This is a genomic window from Streptomyces sp. NPDC127197 (genome assembly GCF_042672405.1).
Classification (GTDB): Bacteria; Actinomycetota; Actinomycetes; order Streptomycetales; family Streptomycetaceae; genus Streptomyces; species Streptomyces flavusporus.
In genome coordinates this window covers 49,162-69,094 of record NZ_JBHXVG010000013.1, presented here as the reverse complement: position 1 = coordinate 69,094, position 19,933 = coordinate 49,162, and the positions used below count along the sequence as shown (strand labels likewise).

The 19,933-nt window shown below is 71.9% G+C and carries 18 protein-coding genes and 1 pseudogene; 16 read left to right on the top strand and 3 right to left on the bottom strand.

Annotated elements, in window-relative coordinates; translation table 11 throughout:
• Positions 1-6: 6 nt before the first annotated feature.
• Together ACFVJQ_RS21530 and ACFVJQ_RS21525 are read right to left on the bottom strand one after the other, a co-directional pair.
• Positions 7-873, bottom strand: a complete 867-nt coding sequence (locus ACFVJQ_RS21530; RefSeq protein WP_385513778.1) for a DUF3097 domain-containing protein — start codon at positions 871-873, stop codon at positions 7-9.
• A gap of 34 nt (positions 874-907) precedes the next feature.
• Positions 908-1,636 carry an MBL fold metallo-hydrolase gene (locus ACFVJQ_RS21525; RefSeq protein ID WP_385513777.1) on the bottom strand — a complete coding sequence of 243 codons (729 nt, stop codon included), beginning with the start codon at positions 1,634-1,636 and terminating at the stop codon, positions 908-910.
• Positions 1,637-1,798: 162 nt separating this feature from the next.
• Here ACFVJQ_RS21525 and hrcA point away from each other — a divergent pair, with 162 nt between their 5' ends.
• The 10 genes and pseudogenes from hrcA (at position 1,799) to ACFVJQ_RS21475 (ending at position 12,435) form a co-directional block, all read left to right on the top strand.
• The gene (gene hrcA, locus ACFVJQ_RS21520) at positions 1,799-2,815 is read left to right on the top strand and encodes a heat-inducible transcriptional repressor HrcA (protein ID WP_224740168.1); all 1,017 of its coding nucleotides are present in this window, start codon (positions 1,799-1,801) and stop codon (positions 2,813-2,815) included.
• Complete coding sequence (gene dnaJ, locus ACFVJQ_RS21515; protein WP_365758892.1) at positions 2,816-3,952, top strand: molecular chaperone DnaJ; 1,137 nt, start codon at positions 2,816-2,818, stop codon at positions 3,950-3,952.
• A 78-nt stretch (positions 3,953-4,030) separates the two neighbouring features.
• Positions 4,031-5,107 carry a nitronate monooxygenase gene (locus ACFVJQ_RS21510; RefSeq protein WP_385513776.1) on the top strand — a complete coding sequence of 359 codons (1,077 nt, stop codon included), beginning with the start codon at positions 4,031-4,033 and terminating at the stop codon, positions 5,105-5,107.
• Positions 5,104-5,841 (top strand): 16S rRNA (uracil(1498)-N(3))-methyltransferase, encoded by a 738-nt coding sequence (locus tag ACFVJQ_RS21505; RefSeq protein ID WP_385513775.1) that lies wholly within the window; start codon positions 5,104-5,106, stop codon positions 5,839-5,841. Before ACFVJQ_RS21510 ends, ACFVJQ_RS21505 begins: the two co-directional genes overlap by 4 nt.
• Before the next feature lie 20 nt (positions 5,842-5,861).
• Positions 5,862-6,032 (top strand): annotated as a pseudogene (locus tag ACFVJQ_RS21500) (VOC family protein); the annotation flags it as partial.
• A gap of 101 nt (positions 6,033-6,133) precedes the next feature.
• Positions 6,134-6,667: a hypothetical protein gene (locus ACFVJQ_RS21495; RefSeq protein ID WP_385513827.1), complete on the top strand. Its 534-nt coding sequence runs from the start codon at positions 6,134-6,136 to the stop codon at positions 6,665-6,667.
• Between the two features lie 63 nt (positions 6,668-6,730).
• On the top strand, positions 6,731-9,937 hold the full coding sequence (locus tag ACFVJQ_RS21490; RefSeq protein ID WP_385785894.1) for a S41 family peptidase: 3,207 nt from the start codon (positions 6,731-6,733) through the stop codon (positions 9,935-9,937).
• Positions 9,938-10,156: 219 nt separating this feature from the next.
• Positions 10,157-10,510 carry a histidine triad nucleotide-binding protein gene (locus ACFVJQ_RS21485; RefSeq protein ID WP_385513773.1) on the top strand — a complete coding sequence of 118 codons (354 nt, stop codon included), beginning with the start codon at positions 10,157-10,159 and terminating at the stop codon, positions 10,508-10,510.
• Positions 10,511-10,516: 6 nt separating this feature from the next.
• Complete coding sequence (locus ACFVJQ_RS21480) at positions 10,517-11,422, top strand: ribonuclease Z (protein ID WP_385513772.1); 906 nt, start codon at positions 10,517-10,519, stop codon at positions 11,420-11,422.
• A 20-nt stretch (positions 11,423-11,442) separates the two neighbouring features.
• The gene (locus tag ACFVJQ_RS21475) at positions 11,443-12,435 is read left to right on the top strand and encodes an adenosine deaminase (protein ID WP_385513771.1); all 993 of its coding nucleotides are present in this window, start codon (positions 11,443-11,445) and stop codon (positions 12,433-12,435) included.
• 3 nt (positions 12,436-12,438) lie between these two features.
• On the opposite strand, the gene ACFVJQ_RS21470 is transcribed toward ACFVJQ_RS21475, so the two are convergent.
• Positions 12,439-13,695 (bottom strand): MFS transporter, encoded by a 1,257-nt coding sequence (locus tag ACFVJQ_RS21470; RefSeq protein WP_385785890.1) that lies wholly within the window; start codon positions 13,693-13,695, stop codon positions 12,439-12,441.
• A gap of 273 nt (positions 13,696-13,968) precedes the next feature.
• Here ACFVJQ_RS21470 and ACFVJQ_RS21465 point away from each other — a divergent pair, with 273 nt between their 5' ends.
• The 6 genes from ACFVJQ_RS21465 (at position 13,969) to ACFVJQ_RS21440 (ending at position 19,913) form a co-directional block, all read left to right on the top strand.
• A complete protein-coding gene (locus tag ACFVJQ_RS21465) occupies positions 13,969-15,273 on the top strand; it encodes a glucarate dehydratase family protein (RefSeq protein WP_385785887.1) in 1,305 nt (434 codons plus the stop codon).
• A 101-nt stretch (positions 15,274-15,374) separates the two neighbouring features.
• Entirely contained in the window at positions 15,375-16,505 is a 1,131-nt protein-coding gene (locus tag ACFVJQ_RS21460) for a carbohydrate kinase family protein (protein WP_385513768.1), read from the top strand.
• Between the two features lie 164 nt (positions 16,506-16,669).
• Positions 16,670-17,743, top strand: a complete 1,074-nt coding sequence (locus ACFVJQ_RS21455) for a PhoH family protein (protein WP_385513767.1) — start codon at positions 16,670-16,672, stop codon at positions 17,741-17,743.
• A 12-nt stretch (positions 17,744-17,755) separates the two neighbouring features.
• Complete coding sequence (ybeY, locus tag ACFVJQ_RS21450) at positions 17,756-18,253, top strand: rRNA maturation RNase YbeY (RefSeq protein ID WP_224738738.1); 498 nt, start codon at positions 17,756-17,758, stop codon at positions 18,251-18,253.
• Positions 18,250-19,557 (top strand): hemolysin family protein, encoded by a 1,308-nt coding sequence (locus tag ACFVJQ_RS21445; protein ID WP_385513766.1) that lies wholly within the window; start codon positions 18,250-18,252, stop codon positions 19,555-19,557. Before ybeY ends, ACFVJQ_RS21445 begins: the two co-directional genes overlap by 4 nt.
• Positions 19,554-19,913, top strand: coding sequence for an MmcQ/YjbR family DNA-binding protein (locus tag ACFVJQ_RS21440; RefSeq protein WP_385785882.1), 360 nt, complete (start codon positions 19,554-19,556; stop codon positions 19,911-19,913). The genes ACFVJQ_RS21445 and ACFVJQ_RS21440 overlap by 4 nt, the downstream gene beginning before the upstream one ends.
• Positions 19,914-19,933 lie beyond the last annotated feature (20 nt).

The window sequence follows — 19,933 nt, the reverse complement described above, 5'->3', positions numbered from 1 at the left end:
AGGACGTCAAGCCCCACCGCTACCCGTGACGAAGTCGATCAGCTCCTCCACCCGTCCCAACAGCTCCGGCTCCAGATCCCGGTAAGACCGCACCCGCCCCAGAATTCCCTGCCAAGCCGCACCGGTGTTTTCCGGCCACCCCAGCGCCCGGCACACGCCCGTCTTCCAGTCCTGCCCGTGCGGCACCCGCGGCCACCCCGCGATCCCCAGCGACGACGGCTTCACCGCCTGCCAGATGTCGATGTACGGGTGCCCGACGACGAGCGCGTGCTCGCTGGTCACCGCCTCCGCGATGCGCCACTCCTTGGTGCCCGGCACCAGGTGGTCCACCAGGACGCCGAGCCGGGCGTCGGGGCCGGGGGCGAAGGCGTCGACGATCGACGGCAGGTCGTCGATGCCCTCCAGGTACTCCACGACGACGCCCTCGATGCGCAGGTCGTCGCCCCAGACCTTCTCGACCAGCTCGGCGTCGTGCCGGCCCTCGACATAGATGCGGCCGGCGCGGGCCACGCGCGCGCGTGCGCCAGGGACGGCGACCGAACCGGATGCCGTACGGGTGGGACGTACCGGACGGGAAGCAGGTCTCACCAACGTCACCACCCGGCCCTCCAGCAGGAACCCGCGTGGCTCCAGCGGAAACACCCGGTGTTTGCCGAAGCGGTCCTCCAGGGTGACCGTGCCCGCCTCGCAGCGGATCACCGCGCCGCAGAATCCGGTGCCGGGTTCCTCGACCACCAGGCCGGGTTCGGCCGGGACCTCCGGGACGGGCTGGGGCTTCTTCCACGGCGGGGTCAGGTCCGGAGAGTACGAACGGGGGTGCGGGCCCGAAGGGCCCTCGTTGGAGGGGTGGTGGCGGGAGACGGGCGGGCGCATTCGGATGACGATAGGAGAAGCCGGCGGGCGGTGCCTATGACACGCCGAAACGCGTCGCCAGGGCGTCGCGCTGCCGCCGTACGAACGCTGCGTCCACCACCGCTCCGTGTCCGGGCACGTACAGCGCGTCCGCGCCGCCGAGGTCGAGCAGGTGGTCCAGGGCGGCGGGCCAGTGGGACGGTACGGCGTCGGAGCCCGCCTGCGGTTCGCCGGACTCCTCGACCAGGTCACCGCAGAAGACCACCTCCGGGTCACCCGGGACCAGCACCACCAGATCGTGGGCCGTGTGGGCGGGGCCTACGTTGGCCAGCAGGACCTGGCGGTCGGGGCCCAGGTCGAGGGTCCACTCGCCGCTGACATGATGCCGGGGCGGCACCAGGGTGTCGGCCGCCTCCTGCGCCGTATCCGCGTCGAGGCCGTTGTGGACGGCGTCCGCGCGCAGCTCCTCGCGGCCGCGCCGCCCGCCGAGCACGGCGTCCACACCGACCGCCCCGAACACCTCCGCACCCGCGAACGCGGCCGCCCCGAAGACATGGTCGAAGTGGGGATGGGTGAGCGCGAGATGGGTCACACGGTGCCCGGCGAGCTCCTCCGCCTCCGCCCGCAGCCGGGCCCCCTCCGCAAGGCTCGACCCGGCGTCGATCAGCAGCGCCGCGCCCCGGCCGACCACCAGCCCCACCGTGCAGTCCCAGCCGGGCAGGCGGCACCGGCCGACACCGGCCGCCAGCCGCTCCCACCCGAGCTCTTCCCAAGTCACCGTCATACGGCGACGCTAGCCCCAGGCGCCCGCATGCCACGACCTCGCAGGACCGGCCTTGCCCGGGCCGTACCCGACGGCCGTACACTGGGCCGGGTAAGGCTGGCACTCGCATGCGCCGAGTGCCAGGGGGAGCGCCAAGGGGACGACGTGCTGGAGGTGTGCGCCATGCTCAGTGAACGACGGCTTCAGGTGCTGCGCGCCATCGTCCAGGACTACGTCGGTACCGAGGAGCCGGTCGGCTCCAAGGCCCTCACCGAGCGGCACAGCCTCGGCGTCTCCCCGGCGACCGTCCGCAACGACATGGCGGCCCTGGAGGACGAGGGGTACATCGCCCAGCCGCACACCAGCGCCGGGCGCATCCCGACGGACAAGGGCTACCGGCTCTTCGTCGACAAGCTGGCCGAGGTCAAGCCGTTGACCGCGCCGGAGCGGCGCGCGATCCAGAACTTCCTCGACGGTGCCGTCGATCTCGACGATGTGGTGGCCCGGACCGTGCGGCTGCTCGCGCAGCTCACGCGGCAGGTCGCGGTGGTGCAGTATCCGTCACTGACCCGGTCCACGGTGCGGCACGTGGAGCTGCTGTCGTTGGCTCCCGCGCGCGTGATGCTGGTCCTGATCACGGACACGGGCCGGGTGGAGCAGCGTATGGTCGACTGCCCGGCACCGTTCGGCGAGTCGTCCCTGGCGGATCTGCGGGCACGGCTCAACAGCAGGGTCGCGGGCCGGCGTTTCACGGACGTGCCGCAGTTGGTGCAGGATCTGCCGGAGGCCTTCGAAGTCGAGGACCGCGGCACGGTCCAGACGGTACTCTCCACCCTCCTGGAGACGCTCGTCGAACAGACCGAGGAGCGGCTGATGATCGGCGGCACCGCCAATCTGACCCGCTTCGGACATGACTTCCCCCTCACCATCCGGCCGGTGCTGGAGGCGCTGGAGGAGCAGGTCGTGCTCCTCAAGTTGCTTGGTGAGGCGAAGGATTCGGGCATGACCGTGCGCATCGGGCACGAGAACGCCCATGAGGGACTCACCTCCACGTCGGTGGTGTCGGTCGGCTACGGTTCGGGCGGCGAGGCAGTCGCCAAGCTCGGCGTGGTCGGACCGACCCGCATGGATTACCCGGGAACGATGGGAGCGGTACGCGCAGTGGCACGGTACGTCGGACAGATCCTGGCGGAGTCGTAAGTGGCCACGGATTACTACGCCGTTCTCGGCGTGCGCCGCGACGCGTCGCAGGAAGAGATCAAGAAGGCCTTCCGGCGGCTCGCTCGCGAGCTGCACCCGGACGTCAACCCCGATCCGAAGACGCAGGAGCGGTTCAAGGAGATCAACGCCGCTTACGAGGTGCTGTCGGACCCGCAGAAGAAGCAGGTCTACGACCTCGGCGGCGACCCGCTCTCGCAGAGCGGCGGCGCGGGCGCCGGCGGCTTCGGTGCGGGCGGCTTCGGGAACTTCTCGGACATCATGGATGCGTTCTTCGGTACGGCGTCGCAGCGCGGGCCGCGCTCGCGTACGCGCCGGGGCCAGGACGCGATGATCCGTATCGAGGTCGAGCTGGACGAGGCGGCCTTCGGTACGACGAAGGACATCCAGGTCGACACGGCCATCGTGTGCGCCACGTGCAGTGGTGAGGGCGCGGCGCCGGGGACCTCCGCCCAGACGTGTGACATGTGCCGCGGTCGCGGTGAGGTGTCGCAGGTCACGCGGTCGTTCCTGGGGCAGGTCATGACCTCCCGGCCGTGTCCGCAGTGCCAGGGCTTCGGCACCGTGGTGCCCAACCCGTGCCCGGAGTGCGCGGGCGACGGCCGGGTGCGGTCGCGTCGGACGCTGACGGTGAAGATCCCGGCCGGTGTCGACAACGGCACGCGGATCCAGCTCGCCGGCGAGGGCGAGGTCGGCCCCGGTGGCGGTCCGGCCGGTGACCTGTACGTCGAGATCCACGAGCTGCCGCACCCGACCTTCCAGCGCCGCGGCGACGACCTGCACTGCACGGTCACGATCCCGATGACGGCGGCGGCCCTCGGCACGAAGGTGCCGCTGGAGACCCTCGACGGCATGGAGGAGGTCGACATCCGCCCCGGCACCCAGTCCGGCCAGTCGATCCCCCTGCACGGGCGGGGCGTCACGCACCTGCGCGGCGGCGGGCGTGGCGACCTGGTCGTCCACGTCGAGGTCCAGACCCCGACCAAGCTCGACCCCGAGCAGGAGCGCCTCCTGCGGGAGCTGGCCAAGCTGCGCGGCGAGGAACGGCCTCAGGGGCAGTTCCAGCCGGGGCAGCAAGGGCTGTTCTCGCGGCTCAAGGATGCGTTCAACGGGCGCTGAGGGTCCGCGTTGCCGTTGGCCTATGCCAGACGGGCGGCCGGATTCGGACTTGTTCGGAGGACGTGACAACATGCCGTCATGTCCTCCGCACTGACCGATCTCTTCCCGCTTCCGATCGTGCAGGCCCCCATGGCGGGCGGCGTCTCCGTGCCGCAGCTTGCGGCTGCCGTGTCCGAGGCGGGCGGGCTCGGGTTTCTGGCCGCCGGGTACAAGACGGCCGACGGCATGTACCAGGAGATCAAGCAGCTGCGGGGACTCACCGGCCGTCCCTTCGGCGTGAACCTGTTCATGCCGCAGCCCGAGTACGCCGAGCCGGCCGCCGTGGACGTCTACGCCCACCAGCTGGCCGGCGAGGCCGCCTGGTACGAGGCCGAGCTGGGCGATCCGGACAGCGGGCGGGACGACGGCTACGACGTCAAGCTCGCGGTGCTGCTCGACAACCCGGTGCCGGTGGTCTCCTTCCACTTCGGCTGCCCCAGCCGCGAGGTCCTGGACGCCCTGCGCCGCGCCGGAACCCTCACCCTGGTCACCGCCACCACGCCCGACGAGGCCCGCGCCATCGAGCGGGCCGGCGCCGACGCAGTGATCGTCCAGGGCGTCGAGGCCGGCGGCCACCAGGGCACCCACCGGGACATCCCCGAGAACGACGGCTCCGCCCTCGGGCTGCTCTCCCTGATCGCCCAGGTCCGCGAGGCCGTCGGACTTCCCCTCGTCGCCGCCGGCGGCATCATGCGCGGCAGCCAGATCGCCGCCGCCCTCGCCGCGGGCGCGAGCGCCGCCCAGCTGGGCACCGCCTTCCTCGCCACGCCCGAGTCCGGCGCCAACGCCGTGCACAAGCAGGCGCTGACCAACCCCCTCTTCGTCCGTACGGCACTCACCCGAGCCTTCTCCGGGCGGCCCGCCCGCGGGCTCGTCAACCGCTTCATGCGGGAACACGGCCCGTACGCCCCCGCCGCCTACCCGGAGGTCCACCACCTCACCTCCCCGCTGCGCAAGGCGGCCGCCAAGGCGGGCGACGCGCAGGGCATGGCGCTGTGGGCGGGGCAGGGCCACCGGATGGCGCGCGAGCTGCCAGCCGGGCGGCTGGTGGAGGTGCTGGCCGCCGAACTGGCGGCCGCCAGGACAGCGTTGTCCTCCCGGGGCGGTGCCGGATGACCGCGCCCGTCTTCGTGGTGGACCGGCTCGACGACAACGGGCCCGAGTTCGTGCTCGACGGCCCCGAGGGGCGGCACGCCGTCTCCGTCAAGAGACTGCGGCCCGGTGAGGACGTCGTCCTCACCGACGGACGCGGCCACTGGGCGGAGGGGGTTGTCAAGGCCGCCGAGGGCAAGGACCGGCTGGTCGTGCAGTTGCACGCGGTGCGCGAGGAACCGGAGGAGTCCCCCCGTATCACCGTCGTCCAGGCCCTCCCCAAGGGTGACCGCGGCGAGCTGGCCGTGGAGACGATGACCGAGGTCGGCGTCGACGCGATCGTGCCGTGGGCGGCCGCCCGCTGCATCACCCAGTGGAAGGGCGAGCGCGGAGCCAAGGCGCTGTCGAAGTGGCGGGCCACGGCTCGCGAGGCCGGCAAGCAGTCCCGCAGGGTGCGCTTCCCGGAGGTCGGGGAGGCGGCGACGAGCAAGCAGGTCGCCGCGCTGCTGGCCGGGGCCGACTTCGCCGCCGTACTGCACGAGAGCGGCGACGAACCGCTCGCCGCCGCCGAACTGCCCGCCGACGGCGAGATCGTGCTGGTCGTCGGGCCCGAAGGCGGCGTCTCCCCCGAGGAGTTGGCGCTCTTCGAGGAGGCGGGCGCGAAGGCCTACCGCCTCGGGCCGACCGTGCTGCGCACCTCGACCGCCGGTACGGCCGCGGCCGCGCTGCTCCTCGGCCGCACCGGACGCTGGTCCTGACCCGGGTGAGGGAGGACGTCATGGAACTCGCCCAAGTGCGGCTGCTGGTCGGCGACTTCGCCGCCTGCTACCGCTTCTGCGCCGACGTCCTCGGCCTCAAGCCGCAGTCGGGCGCGACCGAGGGGCCGTACGAGAAGTTCAGTCCCGCCACCGGATCGGCGGGCATCGCCCTCCAGTACCGGAACCTGGTGGAACTGCAGGAGTGGCTGCTGCTGCGCGGCTGACCACCGAGGGCACCGAGTGGCCGTATGTGCCCTACCGCGACGGCCGGGGCAGTGGCAGGCTGCCGTCCATGGGGGCACTGCGGTGGATTCGGGGTCGGCCGCGCGGGACGCGGGTGGTGGCTGTGGCGGGAGCCGTGGTGGTCGGCGTGGGCGGGATCGTGGCCTGCGAACCGGGTGCCATGAGCTCGGCGACGGTGGCCTACACGACCGACGAGCTGGTGACGCGGGAACTGCAGCGGCAGAAGGCCGACGTCCAATGGCTCAGCTGCACCGCCGACTTCGGCAACAGGACCGGGTCGACCCCGTCCGCGAGCGTCGACACCGTCGCGGACGTCGACTGCCAGGGCCGGACCACCGACGGCAAGGACATCACCGTCACCGGCAAGGTGACCCGTGCGGTCGACGGCGCCTGTGTACGCGGTGACCTCACCGCCGAGGTGGACGGCAAGGAGTGGTTCCACGTCACCGGGCTCGGCGACTGCAACGCCACCAGCGCCCCGCCGGCCGGCAACCGGCCTGGCGGCGGGCCCACCACCACCGTGACCGTCACCAAGACCGTCTGGTGCCACAGCGATCCGAACTGCTGGCCGGAGGGCAAGTGAGGAGAGGACGGCAAGTGATCCAAAGCCCTGTGCGCGGGCCCCGCCCCTGCATAGGGTGATCGGGTGACAGAGTCCGCAGCGCCCGCCCCGTCGGCGTATCTCCGGTTTCCGCACCTGCACGGCGATGTGGTCGCCTTCACCGCCGAGGACGACGTCTGGATCGCCCCCCTCGATGGCGGCCGGGCCTGGCGGGTGAGCGCCGACAACGTCCCGGTCACCATGCCGCGCATCTCGCCCGACGGCACCACCGTCGCCTGGACCTCGACCCGCGACGGCGCCCCCGAGGTGCACATCGCCCCCGTCGACGGCGGCCCGGCGAGGCGGCTCACCCACTGGGGCAGCATGAAGACCGAGGTCCGCGGCTGGACCCCGGACGGACAGGTCCTCGCCCTCACCACGCACGGCCAGGCCAGCCTGCGCCGCACCTGGGCGCACGCCGTCCCGCTGGACGGCGGCCCGGCGGCCCGGCTGCCGTACGGGCCGGTCGGCGAGGTCGCGTACGGACCGCACACCGTGCTGCTGTCCGCGCCGATGGGACGCGAGGCCGCCAAGTGGAAGCGGTACCGGGGCGGTACGGCGGGCAAGTTGTGGATCGACCGGGAGGGGGACGGGGAGTTCGTACGGCTTCATGAGGAGCTGGACGGGAACATCGAATACCCGGTGTGGGTGGGGGACCGGATCACCTTCCTGTCCGACCACGAGGGCACCGGCGCGCTCTACTCCTCCCTCGCCGACGGCTCCGACCTGCGCCGGCACACCCCCCTCGACGGCTTCTACGCGCGGCATGCCGCGAGCGACGGCACCCGTGTCGTCTACTCCTGCGCCGGTGAACTCCGGCTGCTGGACGACCTCGACGGGGCCGAGCCGCGCCGGCTCGAGCTGCGGCTCGGCGGGCAGCACACCGACCGGCAGCCGTACCCGGTGAACGCCTCCCGCTGGTTCGGTTTTGCATCCCCTGACCACACCGCGCGCGGCAGTGCGGTCTCCGTGCGCGGCGGGGTGCACTGGGTGACGCATCGCTCCGGCCCCGCCCGCGCGCTGGCCGCCGAACCCGGCGTACGGGCCCGGCTGCCGCGCACCTTCCGCGCGGAGGGCGAGGAGTGGGTGGTGTGGGTGACGGACGCCGAGGGCGAGGACGCCCTGGAGTTCGCGCCCGCCACCGGACTGACCCCCGGCTCCGTCCCGCGCCGGCTCGCCGCCGGGCAGCTCGGCCGGGTCCTGTCGCTCGCCATGGCGCCCGACGGCAGCCGTGCCGCCGTCGCCGCGCACGACGGGCGGCTGCTGCTGGTCGAACGGGAGACCGGCGAGGTGCGGGAGGTCGACCGCAGCGACAACGGAGACGTCTCCGGGCTGGTCTTCTCGCCGGACTCGGCGTGGCTCGCCTGGTCCCACCCCGGCCCCCACCCGCTCTGCCAGCTGAGGCTCGCCAACACCACCGACCTGTCGGTCACCGAGGCGACCCCGCTGCGCTTCCAGGACTACGCGCCCGCCTTCACCGCCGACGGCAAGCACCTCGCCTTCCTCTCCAACCGCTCCTTCGACCCCGTCTACGACGAGCACGTCTTCGACCTGGCGTTCGTCGTCGGCGACCGCCCCCACCTGATCACCCTCGCCGCGACCACGCCCTCGCCGTTCGGTCCGCAGCGGCACGGCCGCCCCTTCGAGACGCCGGACAAGGACGAGACACCCGACAGCGAGGGCACCCCGACGACCCGGATCGACCTCGAGGGGCTCGCCGACCGGATCGTGCCGTTCCCGGTCGAGGCCGGCCGCTACTCCAACCTGCGCGCCGCGAAGGACGGTGTGCTGTGGCTGCGGCACCCCGTGCAGGGCGTCCTCGGCTCTTCCCGGGCCACCCCGGACGACCCCGACCCCAAGACCGAGCTGGAGCGCTACGACCTCGCCCAGCACCGTCTGGAGCACCTCGCCGCCGACGCCGACCACTTCGAGGTCAGCGGCGACGGAAAACGGGTCCTGCTGTGGACCGACGGCCGGCTGAAGGTCGTCCCCAGCGACCGGCGCGCCTCGAACGACGACGACAGCGACACCAACGTCACCGTCGACCTCGGCCGGGTACGGCAGATCATCGACCCGGCGGCCGAGTGGCGGCAGATGTACGAGGAGACCGGCCGCATCATGCGGGACCACTTCTGGCGGCCCGACATGAACGGCGTCGACTGGGACGGTGTCCTCGACCGCTACCGGCCGGTCCTCGATCGGATCGCCACCCACGACGACCTCGTGGACCTGCTGTGGGAGGTACAGGGCGAGCTCGGCACCTCCCACGCCTACGTCATGCCGAACGGCGGCTACGGCAACGGGCCCCGCCAGGGACTGCTCGGCGCGGACATCTCCCGGCACGCCGACGGCAGTTGGCGTATCGACCGGATTCTCCCCTCGGAGACCTCCGACCCCGACGCCCGCTCCCCGCTCGCCGCGCCCGGCGTCGCGGTGCGCGCCGGGGACGCCATCGTGGCCGTGGCCGGGCGCGCGGTGGATCCGGTGACCGGGCCGGCGCCGCTGCTCGTCGGTACGGCCGGCCGGCCCGTCGAGCTGACCGTCTCGCCGTCCGGCGGCGGCGAGGTACGGCACGCGGTGGTCGTCCCGGTCGCCGACGAGGAGCCGCTGCGCTACCACGCCTGGGTCGCCGACCGGCGGGCCTACGTCCACGAGCGGTCCGGCGGCCGACTCGGCTACCTCCACGTGCCCGACATGCAGGCGCCGGGCTGGGCGCAGATCCACCGGGACCTGCGGGTGGAGGTGGCCCGGGAAGGGCTCGTGGTGGACGTACGGGAGAACCGGGGTGGCCACACCTCCCAACTGGTCGTCGAGAAGCTGGCCCGGCGGATCGTCGGCTGGGCCGTGCCGCGCGGGATGCGGCCGTACAGCTATCCGCAGGACGCGCCGCGCGGGCCGGTGGTCGCCGTCGCGAACGAGTTCTCCGGCTCCGACGGCGACATCGTCAACGCGGCGATCAAGGCGCTCGGGCTCGGCCCGGTGGTCGGCACCCGCACCTGGGGCGGTGTCATCGGCATCGACAGCCGCTACCGGCTCGTCGACGACACGCTGATCACTCAGCCGAAGTACGCGTTCTGGCTGGAGGGTTACGAGTGGGGCGTGGAGAACCACGGTGTGGACCCGGACGTGGAGGTCGTGCAGCGACCGCAGGACTATGCGGCGGGGCGCGACGTGCAGCTGGACGAGGCGGTGCGGATAGCGCTGGCCGCGTTGGAGGAGGCGCCCGCGAAGGTACCGCCGAGCCTGCTGTGACCGTGCGCTGAGGCTGGCCGGGGGTGGGTGCGCAGCCCGGCGTCAGCGGGGTGCCTCCCCCACTCTCGGCTTCGCTCGAGCGGGGGGACCCCCATCGCCCACCCGTGCCGCCCTGGGGGTCCCCCCAGGCCCTTAAGGCACTGGGGGAGGCACGACTGCCCGCAGCTACGTCGGCGCTACGATGCCCCTCGTACACGCCCGACCCCCGGAGGGAACCGCATGGCAGGGGAAGCGCAGGACGACTGTCTGTTCTGCAAGATTGTCGAGGGGCACATCCCGGCGACGATCGTCCGTGAGACGGATACCACCGTTGCGTTCCGGGACATCAACCCCCAGGCGCCCACGCACGTCCTGGTGATCCCCAAGGCGCACTACCGGGACGCCGCCACGCTCGCCGCCGCCGCGCCGGAGCTCGCCGCGGACGTGCTGCGCGAGACGCAGGCGGTCGCCGACGAGGACAAGCTGGAGAGCTACCGCGTCGTCTTCAACACGGGCAGCGGCGCCGGCCAGACCGTCTGGCACGCCCACGCCCATGTCCTGGGCGGCCGCGGCATGGAATGGCCCCCCGGATAAGTCGCCGTGTCCGTACGAGAACTGGTGGTCCTCGGCACCGCCAGCCAGGTCCCCACCCGGCACCGCAACCACAACGGCTACCTGCTGCGCTGGGACGGCGAGGGCATCCTGTTCGACCCCGGCGAGGGCACCCAGCGCCAGATGCTGCGCGCCGGGGTCGCCGCCCACGACCTGAACCGGATCTGCGTCACGCACTTCCACGGGGATCACTCCCTCGGCCTCGCCGGAGTGATCCAGCGCATCAACCTCGACCAGGTGCCGCACCCGGTCACCGCGCACTACCCCCGCTCCGGACAGCGCTTCTTCACCCGCCTCCGGTACGCCACCGCCTACCGGGAGACGGTCGACCTCACCGAGGCGCCGGTGCACCAGGACGGCGATCTCGCGGTGACGTCGTCGTACACGCTTCAGGCCCGCAAGCTCTCTCACCCCGTCGAGTCCTACGGCTACCGGCTGATCGAGCCCGACGGCCGCCGCATGCTGCCCGACCGGCTCGCCGCGCACGGCATCAAGGGGCCGGACGTGGGACGGCTCCAGCGGGCGGGAGTGCTCGCGGACGTCCGTCTGGAAGACGTGAGCGAGGTGCGCCGCGGACAGCGGTTCGCGTTCGTCATGGACACCCGGCTGTGCGACGGGGTGTACGCGCTCGCCGAGGGCTGCGACATGCTCGTCATCGAGTCGACGTTCCTCGACGAGGACATCGAACTCGCCGTGGAACACGGGCATCTGACGGTCGGTCAGGCTGCCCGGGTGGCCGCCGAGAGCAACGTACGGCACCTCGTCCTCACCCACTTCAGCCAGCGCTACTCCGAACCGGAGGAGTTCGAGCGGCAGGCGCGGGCCGCCGGGTTCGAGGGGGAGCTGAGCGTGGCGCACGACCTACAGAGAGTGCCGGTTCCGAAGCGTCGGTGAAACGCCCGTACGATGCTTTGATGCCTCTCCCGAAAGCCGAACTGCACCTCCATATCGAAGGCACCCTGGAGCCCGAGCTCGCTTTCGAGCTCGCCGCACGCAACGGTGTGACCCTGCCGTACGCGGACACCGAAGAGCTCCGCGAGGCGTACCGGTTCGAGGACCTCCAGTCCTTCCTGAACCTGTACTACGAGCTCATGGCCGTCCTGTGCACCGAGCGGGACTTCGAGGACCTCGCGGACGCCTACCTCGCCCGCGCCGCCGCGCAAGGGGTGCGGCACGCGGAGATCTTCTTCGACCCGCAGGCGCACCTCGTGCGGGGGGTGGCGATGGGGACCGTGGTCGAGGGGCTCTGGCGGGCACTCGGCCGCAGCCAGGAGACGCACGGGATCTCCACCCGGCTGATCATGTGCTTCCTGCGGGACGAGTCCGCCGAGTCGGCGATGGAGACGCTGGACGCCGCGGGGCCCTACCTGGACCGGATCACCGGTGTCGGGCTGGACTCCGCCGAGGTCGGGCATCCGCCGGTGAAGTTCCGCGAGGTGTACGAGGCGGCCGCCGCCCTCGGGCTGCGGCGGGTGGCGCACGCCGGTGAGGAGGGGCCTCCGGAGTACATCACCGAGGCCCTGGACGTGCTCGGCGTCGAGCGGATCGACCACGGCCTGCGCTGCCTGGAGGACCCGGCCCTGGTCGAACGGCTCGTGCGCGACCGCGTCCCGCTGACGCTGTGCCCGCTGTCCAACGTGCGGCTGCGTGCCGTGGACGTCCTGGAACAGCACCCGCTGCCCGCCATGCTCGACGCCGGCCTGCTGTGCACGGTCAACTCCGACGACCCCGCCTACTTCGGCGGCTACGCCGGCGACAACTTCGACGCGGTGCGTCAGGCCCTCGGGCTGGACGAGGAACAGCTGCGCGAGCTGGCCCGCAACTCCTTCACCGCCTCCTTCCTGGAGCACGACGAGGAGCGGCGGGCGCGGTATCTCGCGGAGGTCGAGGCCTATGAGTTCGGCTGATCGCTAGTCCATTGCGGACCCCGGTGCGGCGAATGTCTGCCGGGGGCCTGCCGTGTCGTAGGCCGAGCGGTCGGCGGGGAGGGACGGGGCGTCCACCGGGATCTCCAGGACGTCCATGACCGGTGCGGGGCGCGTCGCGCGCAGTGCCACGGCCGTCATCGGGACGGCGATCACCAGCAGCCCGGCGGCCAGGACCAGGCCCATCGCCGGGAAACCCGCCTGTGCCGAGAGGACGCTGCCGGTCAGCGGGCCCGCCGCCGTGCCGAGCGATGACGCCGAGCCGACGAGTACCGCCCAGCGGCCGCGCGGGTCGAGCGAGGCGGCGAGGCCGATGACGTAGGAGAGGACGATCGGGTAGAGGGCGTTCCAGGTGATCTCACCCGCCGCGAACGTCGTCAGACCGGTCGCCGAGGCGCTGACGGCGATGCAGCCCGCGATGAGGGCGGTCCCCGCGCCGATGGGCAGCGCGTGTCCGAGCCGCGGCCCCAGCGCCCCGGCGCCGATCACGCCCAGCAGTCCGGCGCCCAGCCCGACCGCGAAGACGACGCCGACGGCCGCCTCCGTCAGATGCGCCTGGGTCAGACCGATCCGCCCGCTGACACCCCACAGGGAATTCTGGGCCATCGACCAGCAGGGCATCGCGGCCGCCAGTACGAGACCCGAGCGAAGGTGGGGGAGGCGGGGCCGGTCGTGGCCGCCGCCGTGCTGCGGGGGCGGCGTCCCACGGACGGCGAGGCGGCCGGTGAGTGGCCAGACCGCCAGCGCCGTCAGGGCGATCGCGGCCAGGGGCAGGCCGTGCCCGGGGCCGAGGTGGGGGACCGTCAGATAGACCGCGCCCGCCAGCGCGGAGACGCTGAGCAGTCCGAGGGTGGTGGTGCGGTGCGGTTCGCGCCGGCCGGCGATGCCGGTGGCGGCGACCGCGGTGGCCGTACCCGAGCCGAGTCCGCCGATCACCGCGCCGGTGACGACGGCCCAGACGGTGGTGGTGAGGGCGGCGCCGCCGTAGCCGAGGACGGCGAGAGCGAGGCCGGCGCGGGCGAGGATGCGAGGGCCGAGCCGGTCGACCCGGGATGCGAGCAGGAAGCCCGCCGACGCCGAACTCAGCAGCAGGGCACTGCCGATCGCGCCCGCCTGGGTGGCGGAGACGGACAGTCCGGAGTCCAGCCGGCCGACGACCGTCGGCAGCAGATACGGGGCGAGATACCCGGCCGTGAAAAGGGCGACGAGGGGCCAGGGCGTGGTGGTGCGGGGGGCGAGCACGGGCGTTCCCAGGGCATGCGAAAGGAGCGGCACAAAAGGGGGGATTGGGCGACGACCGTCGACGGACAGGAACGCGCGGGCAATTTGTATCAAGCAGGGGGTGGGGCGAGGGAGGGCGGGGGGTGTGATCTGGGGCACGTTCTGTTTGGGGCGGGGGAGGGCGGGTAAACGTGCGCGCTCTCACCGGCTCATGACGGTTCACGGCCCGCTGTCGCCATTGACGCCCGCCGTTCGCCTACCTAATCTCCATTCCCATACGTGTATGACGTCTGCATGGGGAGCCGTCCTGTGAACCTCGCCGTTACGGACGTACGGCTGACCCCGATCCTGGTCGCCGACCCGCCCCTGCTCAACACCCAGGGCGTCCACCAGCCGTACACGCCCCGGCTGATCGTGGAGGTCGTGACGGCCGACGGCATCGCCGGACTCGGCGAGACGTACGGCGACACCAGGTACCTCGAGCTCGCCCGGCCCTTCGCTGACAAGCTGATCGGCCACCAAGTCACGGATGTGAACACCCTGTTCACCATCGCCGACGAGGTGGCCGTCGATCGGTCCCGGGTCTCCGGCCAGATCGACGTCGGCGGGCTGCGCGGTGTCCAGACCGCCGACAAGCTGCGGCTGTCCGTCGTCTCGGCGTTCGAGGTGGCGTGTCTGGACGCGCTGGGCAAGGCGCTCGGCTTGCCCGTGCACGCGCTGCTGGGCGGCAAGGTGCGGGACGCCGTCGAGTACAGCGCGTACCTCTTCTACAAGTGGGCCGGCCATCCCGAGGGCGTCCCCGCCGAGAAGGACGACTGGGGTGCCGCCCTCGATCCGGCCGGAGTCGTCGAGCAGGCGCGGAAGTTCAAGGAGCGGTACGGGTTCACGTCGTTCAAGCTCAAGGGGGGTGTCTTCCCGCCGGACGAGGAGATCGCCGCCGTACGCGCGCTCGCCGAGGCCTTCCCCGGGCATCCGCTGCGGCTGGATCCCAACGGCGCCTGGTCCGTTGCGACCTCGCTGAAAGTGGCGAAGGAGCTGGCGGATGTCCTCGAATACCTGGAGGACCCGGCGCTGGGCACGCCCGCGATGGCCGAGGTCGCCGCCGGGACCGCCGTGCCGCTCGCCACCAACATGTGCGTGACGACGTTCGCCGAGATCAAGGAGGCGTTCACGAAGGACGCCGTCCAGGTCGTCCTCTCCGACCACCACTACTGGGGCGGGCTGCGCAACACCCAGCAACTCGCCGCCATCTGCCGCACCTTCGGGGTGGGGATCTCGATGCACTCCAACACCCACCTCGGGATCAGCCTCGCCGCGATGACCCAGGTGGCGTCCACCGTCCCCGGCCTCCACCACGCCTGCGACTCCCACTACCCCTGGCAGTCGGAGGACGTGCTCACCGAGCGACTGGTCTTCGACGGCGGCAGGGTCACCGTCTCCGACGCCCCCGGCCTCGGCGTCGAACTCGACCGTGACCGACTGGCCCTCCTGCACCGGCGGTGGCTCGACGACGACGGCACGCTGCGGGACCGCGACGACGCGGCGGCGATGCGGGTCGCCGACCCGCAGTGGCATACGCCGTCCGTCCCCCGCTGGTAGACGCCTGTGACGACCTGACGCGCCCCTCCACCGGACCATGGGCCCCTTGTCAGTGGCGTGGTGCACACTGGCCAGACCAGCACCACGTCAGGGAGCGCACCGTGACCGCGTCCACCGGAGAGGGGCCGACGCCCGTCGCACACGGATCGAACTGCCACGCCCACGTCGACCCCCTGGCCGCCGTGCGCACGCCGGACGACCCGCCCTGGGACGTCTACCTCACGGGCACGGTCTTCCTCGACATCGTCTTCACCGGGCTCGACTCCGCCCCGGTGCGCGGGACCGAGACCTGGGCGCGCGGGATGGGCTCCAGCCCCGGCGGCGTCGCCAACATGGCGACCGCGCTGGCCCGGCTCGGCCTGCGGACGTCCCTCGCGGCTGCCTTCGGCGACGACCACTACGGCGACTACTGCTGGGACGCCCTGGCCCAGGGCGAGGGCATCGACCTCACCCCGTCACGCACGGTGCGCGGCTGGCACTCACCGGTCACCGTCTCCATGGCGTACGAGGGCGAACGCACGATGGTCTCCCATGGCCACGAACCGCCCCCCGAGGAGCCGGCTCCCGACTGCCCGCCACGCGCCCATGCCGCCGTCGCCTCGCTCACCCCCGGCAAGCGCGCCCCCTGGATCGCGCAGGCCGCGAGCCAGGGCAGCCGCATCTTCGCCGACGTCGGCTGGGACGAAACCGGTGCCTGGGACCTGGCCGGCCTCGCCGACCTCGAACACTGCGAGGCGTTCCTGCCGAACGCCGAGGAGGCGATGCGCTACACCCGCACCGCCTGCCCGCGCGCCGCCGCGCAGGCCCTCACCGAGCACGTACCGGTCGCCGTGGTCACCCTCGGCGCGGAGGGCGCGTACGCGGTGGACCGGCGCACCGGGGAGAGCGCCGAGGTGCCGGCGATCGACGTGGAGGCGCTGGACCCCACCGGCGCGGGCGACGTCTTCGTGGCCGGCTTCGTCACCGGCACCCTCGCCGGCTGGCCGCTCGCCGACCGCCTCGCCTTCGCCGGCCTCACGGCAGCCCTCTCCGTGCAGGAGTTCGGGGGGTCCCTGTCCGCCCCCGGCTGGTCCGAGATCGCCGCCTGGTGGCGCCGGGTGCAGTCGTTCGACGACCAGGACCCGGCGGCGCTGCGCCGGTACGCGTTCCTGGAGGAGCTGATCCCCGCCACCGCCCGACCGTGGCCGCTGCGCCGCGCGGTCCCGACGATCGGCTTCGGCCGGTCGGTCTGACGCCGGTCGGTCTGACGCCGGTGTCCCGGACCCTGTGTGCCGTACAGCGCACGGAAAAGTCCTACGGCGATGTCAGTCGTCCGGCGTACCCTGGAAATCGCCAGGCCGCCCTTGTGGCAGGCGAGTCGTATCGAGGAGGACGTGCAGGCCTTAAGCGCCGGCCCATGACTCAGACACCCACAGCTCACACCCCCGCGCAGGGGCAGGCGAGAGCACAGTTCACCGTCCCCGCCCAGCACCCCATGGTGACGGTGCTGGGGTCCGGCGACTCCCTACTGCGCGTGATCGAGAAGGCCTTCCCGGCGGCCGACATCCACGTCCGGGGCAATGAGATCAGCGCGATCGGACCCGCGGCGGAAGTCGCCCTCATCCAGCGCCTGTTCGACGAGATGATGCTGGTGCTCCGCACCGGGCAGCCGATGACGGAGGACGCAGTGGAACGCTCGATCGCCATGCTCAGGGCCAGTGAGAACGGGGAGGGCCCGGAGGAGACCCCGGCCCAGGTGCTCACCCAGAACATCCTGTCCTCGCGCGGCCGCACGATCCGCCCCAAGACCCTCAACCAGAAGCGGTACGTCGACGCGATCGACAAGCACACGATCGTCTTCGGCATCGGCCCCGCCGGCACCGGCAAGACCTACCTCGCCATGGCCAAGGCGGTGCAGGCCCTGCAGTCCAAGCAGGTCAACCGCATCATCCTGACCCGCCCGGCGGTCGAGGCCGGCGAGCGCCTCGGCTTCCTGCCCGGCACCCTCTACGAGAAGATCGACCCCTACCTGCGCCCGCTCTACGACGCGCTGCACGACATGATCGACCCGGACTCCATCCCTCGCCTGATGGCCGCCGGGACGATCGAGGTCGCGCCGCTCGCCTATATGCGCGGCCGTACGCTCAACGACGCCTTCATCATCCTGGACGAGGCCCAGAACACGAGCCCCGAGCAGATGAAGATGTTCCTCACCCGCCTCGGCTTCGACTCGAAGATCGTGATCACGGGTGATGTGACGCAGGTCGACCTGCCGAACGGCACCAAGTCCGGCCTGCGCCAGGTGCGGGAGATCCTGGAGGGCGTCGAGGACGTCCACTTCTCCGTCCTGTCGTCCCACGATGTCGTCCGGCACAAGCTGGTGGGCCGTATCGTCGACGCGTACGAGAAGTACGACGACAAGTACGGCACGGAGAACGGCACGCACAAGGGCCGTGGCAAGACCGGCGCCAAGGGCTCCAAGGGGAAGTAGACCAGCACGACCATGTCGATCGACGTCAACAACGAGTCCGGAACCGAGGTCGACGAGCAGGCGATCCTCGACATCGCCCGCTACGCGCTCGCACGGATGCGCATCCACCCGCTCTCCGAGCTCTCGGTGATCGTCGTGGACGCCGACGCCATGGAGCAGCTGCACATCCAGTGGATGGACCTGCCGGGACCCACCGACGTCATGTCCTTCCCGATGGACGAGCTGCGCCCGCCGTCCAAGGACGACGACGAGCCCCCGCAGGGCCTCCTCGGCGACATCGTGCTCTGCCCCGAGGTCGCCGCGAAGCAGGGCGCCGAGGCACCGACGCAGCACACCATGGACGAGGAGCTCCAGCTGCTCACCGTCCACGGTGTGCTGCACCTGCTCGGGTACGACCATGAGGAACCCGACGAGAAGGCCGAGATGTTCGGCCTCCAGGCCGCCATCGTGGACGGCTGGCGCGGGGAGAAGGGCCTGACCGGTCCGTCTCCGGCCCCGACCGTGTCATGAGCCTCCCGCTCGTCACCGGCGCCGTCGCCCTGGTCGTCGTCGCCTGGCTCGCCGCCTGCGCGGAGGCGGGCCTCGCGCGCGTCTCCAGCTTCCGCGCCGAGGAGGCCGTACGGTCCGGGCGGCGCGGCAGCACCAAACTCGCCCAGGTCGCCGCCGACCCGACCCGCTACCTCAACGTGGCGCTGCTGGTCCGCGTCGCCTGCGAGATGGCCGCCGGCTCGCTCGTCACCTACGCCTGTCTGACGGAGTTCGACGCCACGTGGGAGGCCCTGGTCGTCGCGATCGGGGTCATGGTCCTGGTGTCGTACGTCGCCGTCGGTGTCTCCCCGCGCACCATCGGCCGCCAGCACCCGCTGAACACGGCGACCGCGGCGGCGTACGTCCTGGTGCCGCTGGCCAGGATCATGGGCCCGATCCCGTCCCTGCTCATCCTCATCGGCAACGCGCTCACCCCCGGCAAGGGCTTCCGCCGCGGCCCCTTCGCCTCCGAGGCGGAGCTGCGCGCCCTGGTCGACCTCGCCGAGGCGGAGTCCCTGATCGAGGACGAGGAGCGCCGCATGGTGCACTCGGTCTTCGAGCTGGGCGACACCCTGGTCCGCGAGGTCATGGTCCCGAGGACCGATCTGATCGTCATCGAGCGCTACAAGACCATCCGCCAGGCCCTCACCCTGGCGCTCAGGTCCGGTTTCTCGCGCATCCCGGTCACCGGCGAGAGCGAGGACGACATCGTCGGGATCGTGTATCTGAAGGACCTGGTCCGCAAGACGCACATCAGCCGGGACGCCGAGTCCGAGCTGGTGTCGACGGCGATGCGGCCCGCGTTCTTCGTGCCGGACACCAAGAACGCCGGCGACCTGCTGCGCGAGATGCAGAAGGAGCGCAACCACGTCGCCGTCGTCATCGACGAGTACGGCGGCACGGCCGGCATCGTCACCATCGAGGACATCCTCGAGGAGATCGTCGGCGAGATCACCGACGAGTACGACCGTGAACTCCCGCCCGTGGAACCCCTCGGCGAGGAACGCTACCGGGTCACCGCCCGCCTCGACATCGGCGACCTCGGCGAGCTGTACGGGCTGGAGGCGTACGACGACGAGGACGTGGAGACCGTCGGCGGGCTGCTCGCCAAGGCCCTCGGCCGGGTGCCCATCGCCGGGGCCTCCTCCGTCGTCGAACTGCCCGACAGCCGGGAGCTGCGGCTGACCGCGGAGGCCGCGGCCGGGCGCCGGAACAAGATCGTGACCGTGCTGGTGGAGCCGGTGATCCCGGCGGATCCGCCGGAGGAGGAGACGAGGCCGGAGTGACGCCCCAGGAGCTGCGCGCGTTCTGTCTGTCCTTCAACGCCGCCGTCGAGGACTTCCCGTTCCGCCCGGAGATCTCGGTGTTCAAGGTCCTGGGCAAGCTGTTCGCCCTGACCACTCTGGACGCGCGCCCGCTCACGGTGAACCTCAAGTGCGACCCGGAGGACGCGGTCCGCCTGCGCGCCGACCACCCCGGCCTGATCGTCCCCGGCTACCACATGAACAAGCGCCACTGGAACACCGTCACCGTCGACGGCGAGCTCCCGGACCGTCTGGTCCGGGAGCTCATCGAGGACTCCTACGACCTGGTCGTGGCCGGTCTGCCGCGCGCCGACCGGCTCCGCCTCGACCGCCCCTGAGCCGGGCGGTCCGTACGGCT

What these genes read in the sequence shown, in the direction of transcription:
- ACFVJQ_RS21530 (WP_385513778.1), bottom strand. Translation starts at nt 873, where the DNA reads ATGCGCCCGCCCGTCTCCCGCCACCACCCCTCCAACGAGGGCCCTTCG.
- ACFVJQ_RS21525 (WP_385513777.1), bottom strand. Translation starts at nt 1,636, where the DNA reads ATGACGGTGACTTGGGAAGAGCTCGGGTGGGAGCGGCTGGCGGCCGGT.
- hrcA (WP_224740168.1), top strand. Translation starts at nt 1,799, where the DNA reads ATGCTCAGTGAACGACGGCTTCAGGTGCTGCGCGCCATCGTCCAGGAC.
- ACFVJQ_RS21510 (WP_385513776.1), top strand. Translation starts at nt 4,031, where the DNA reads ATGTCCTCCGCACTGACCGATCTCTTCCCGCTTCCGATCGTGCAGGCC.
- ACFVJQ_RS21505 (WP_385513775.1), top strand. Translation starts at nt 5,104, where the DNA reads ATGACCGCGCCCGTCTTCGTGGTGGACCGGCTCGACGACAACGGGCCC.
- ACFVJQ_RS21495 (WP_385513827.1), top strand. Translation starts at nt 6,134, where the DNA reads ATGGGGGCACTGCGGTGGATTCGGGGTCGGCCGCGCGGGACGCGGGTG.
- ACFVJQ_RS21485 (WP_385513773.1), top strand. Translation starts at nt 10,157, where the DNA reads ATGGCAGGGGAAGCGCAGGACGACTGTCTGTTCTGCAAGATTGTCGAG.
- ACFVJQ_RS21475 (WP_385513771.1), top strand. Translation starts at nt 11,443, where the DNA reads ATGCCTCTCCCGAAAGCCGAACTGCACCTCCATATCGAAGGCACCCTG.
- ACFVJQ_RS21465 (WP_385785887.1), top strand. Translation starts at nt 13,969, where the DNA reads ATGGGGAGCCGTCCTGTGAACCTCGCCGTTACGGACGTACGGCTGACC.
- ACFVJQ_RS21455 (WP_385513767.1), top strand. Translation starts at nt 16,670, where the DNA reads ATGACTCAGACACCCACAGCTCACACCCCCGCGCAGGGGCAGGCGAGA.
- ybeY (WP_224738738.1), top strand. Translation starts at nt 17,756, where the DNA reads ATGTCGATCGACGTCAACAACGAGTCCGGAACCGAGGTCGACGAGCAG.
- ACFVJQ_RS21445 (WP_385513766.1), top strand. Translation starts at nt 18,250, where the DNA reads ATGAGCCTCCCGCTCGTCACCGGCGCCGTCGCCCTGGTCGTCGTCGCC.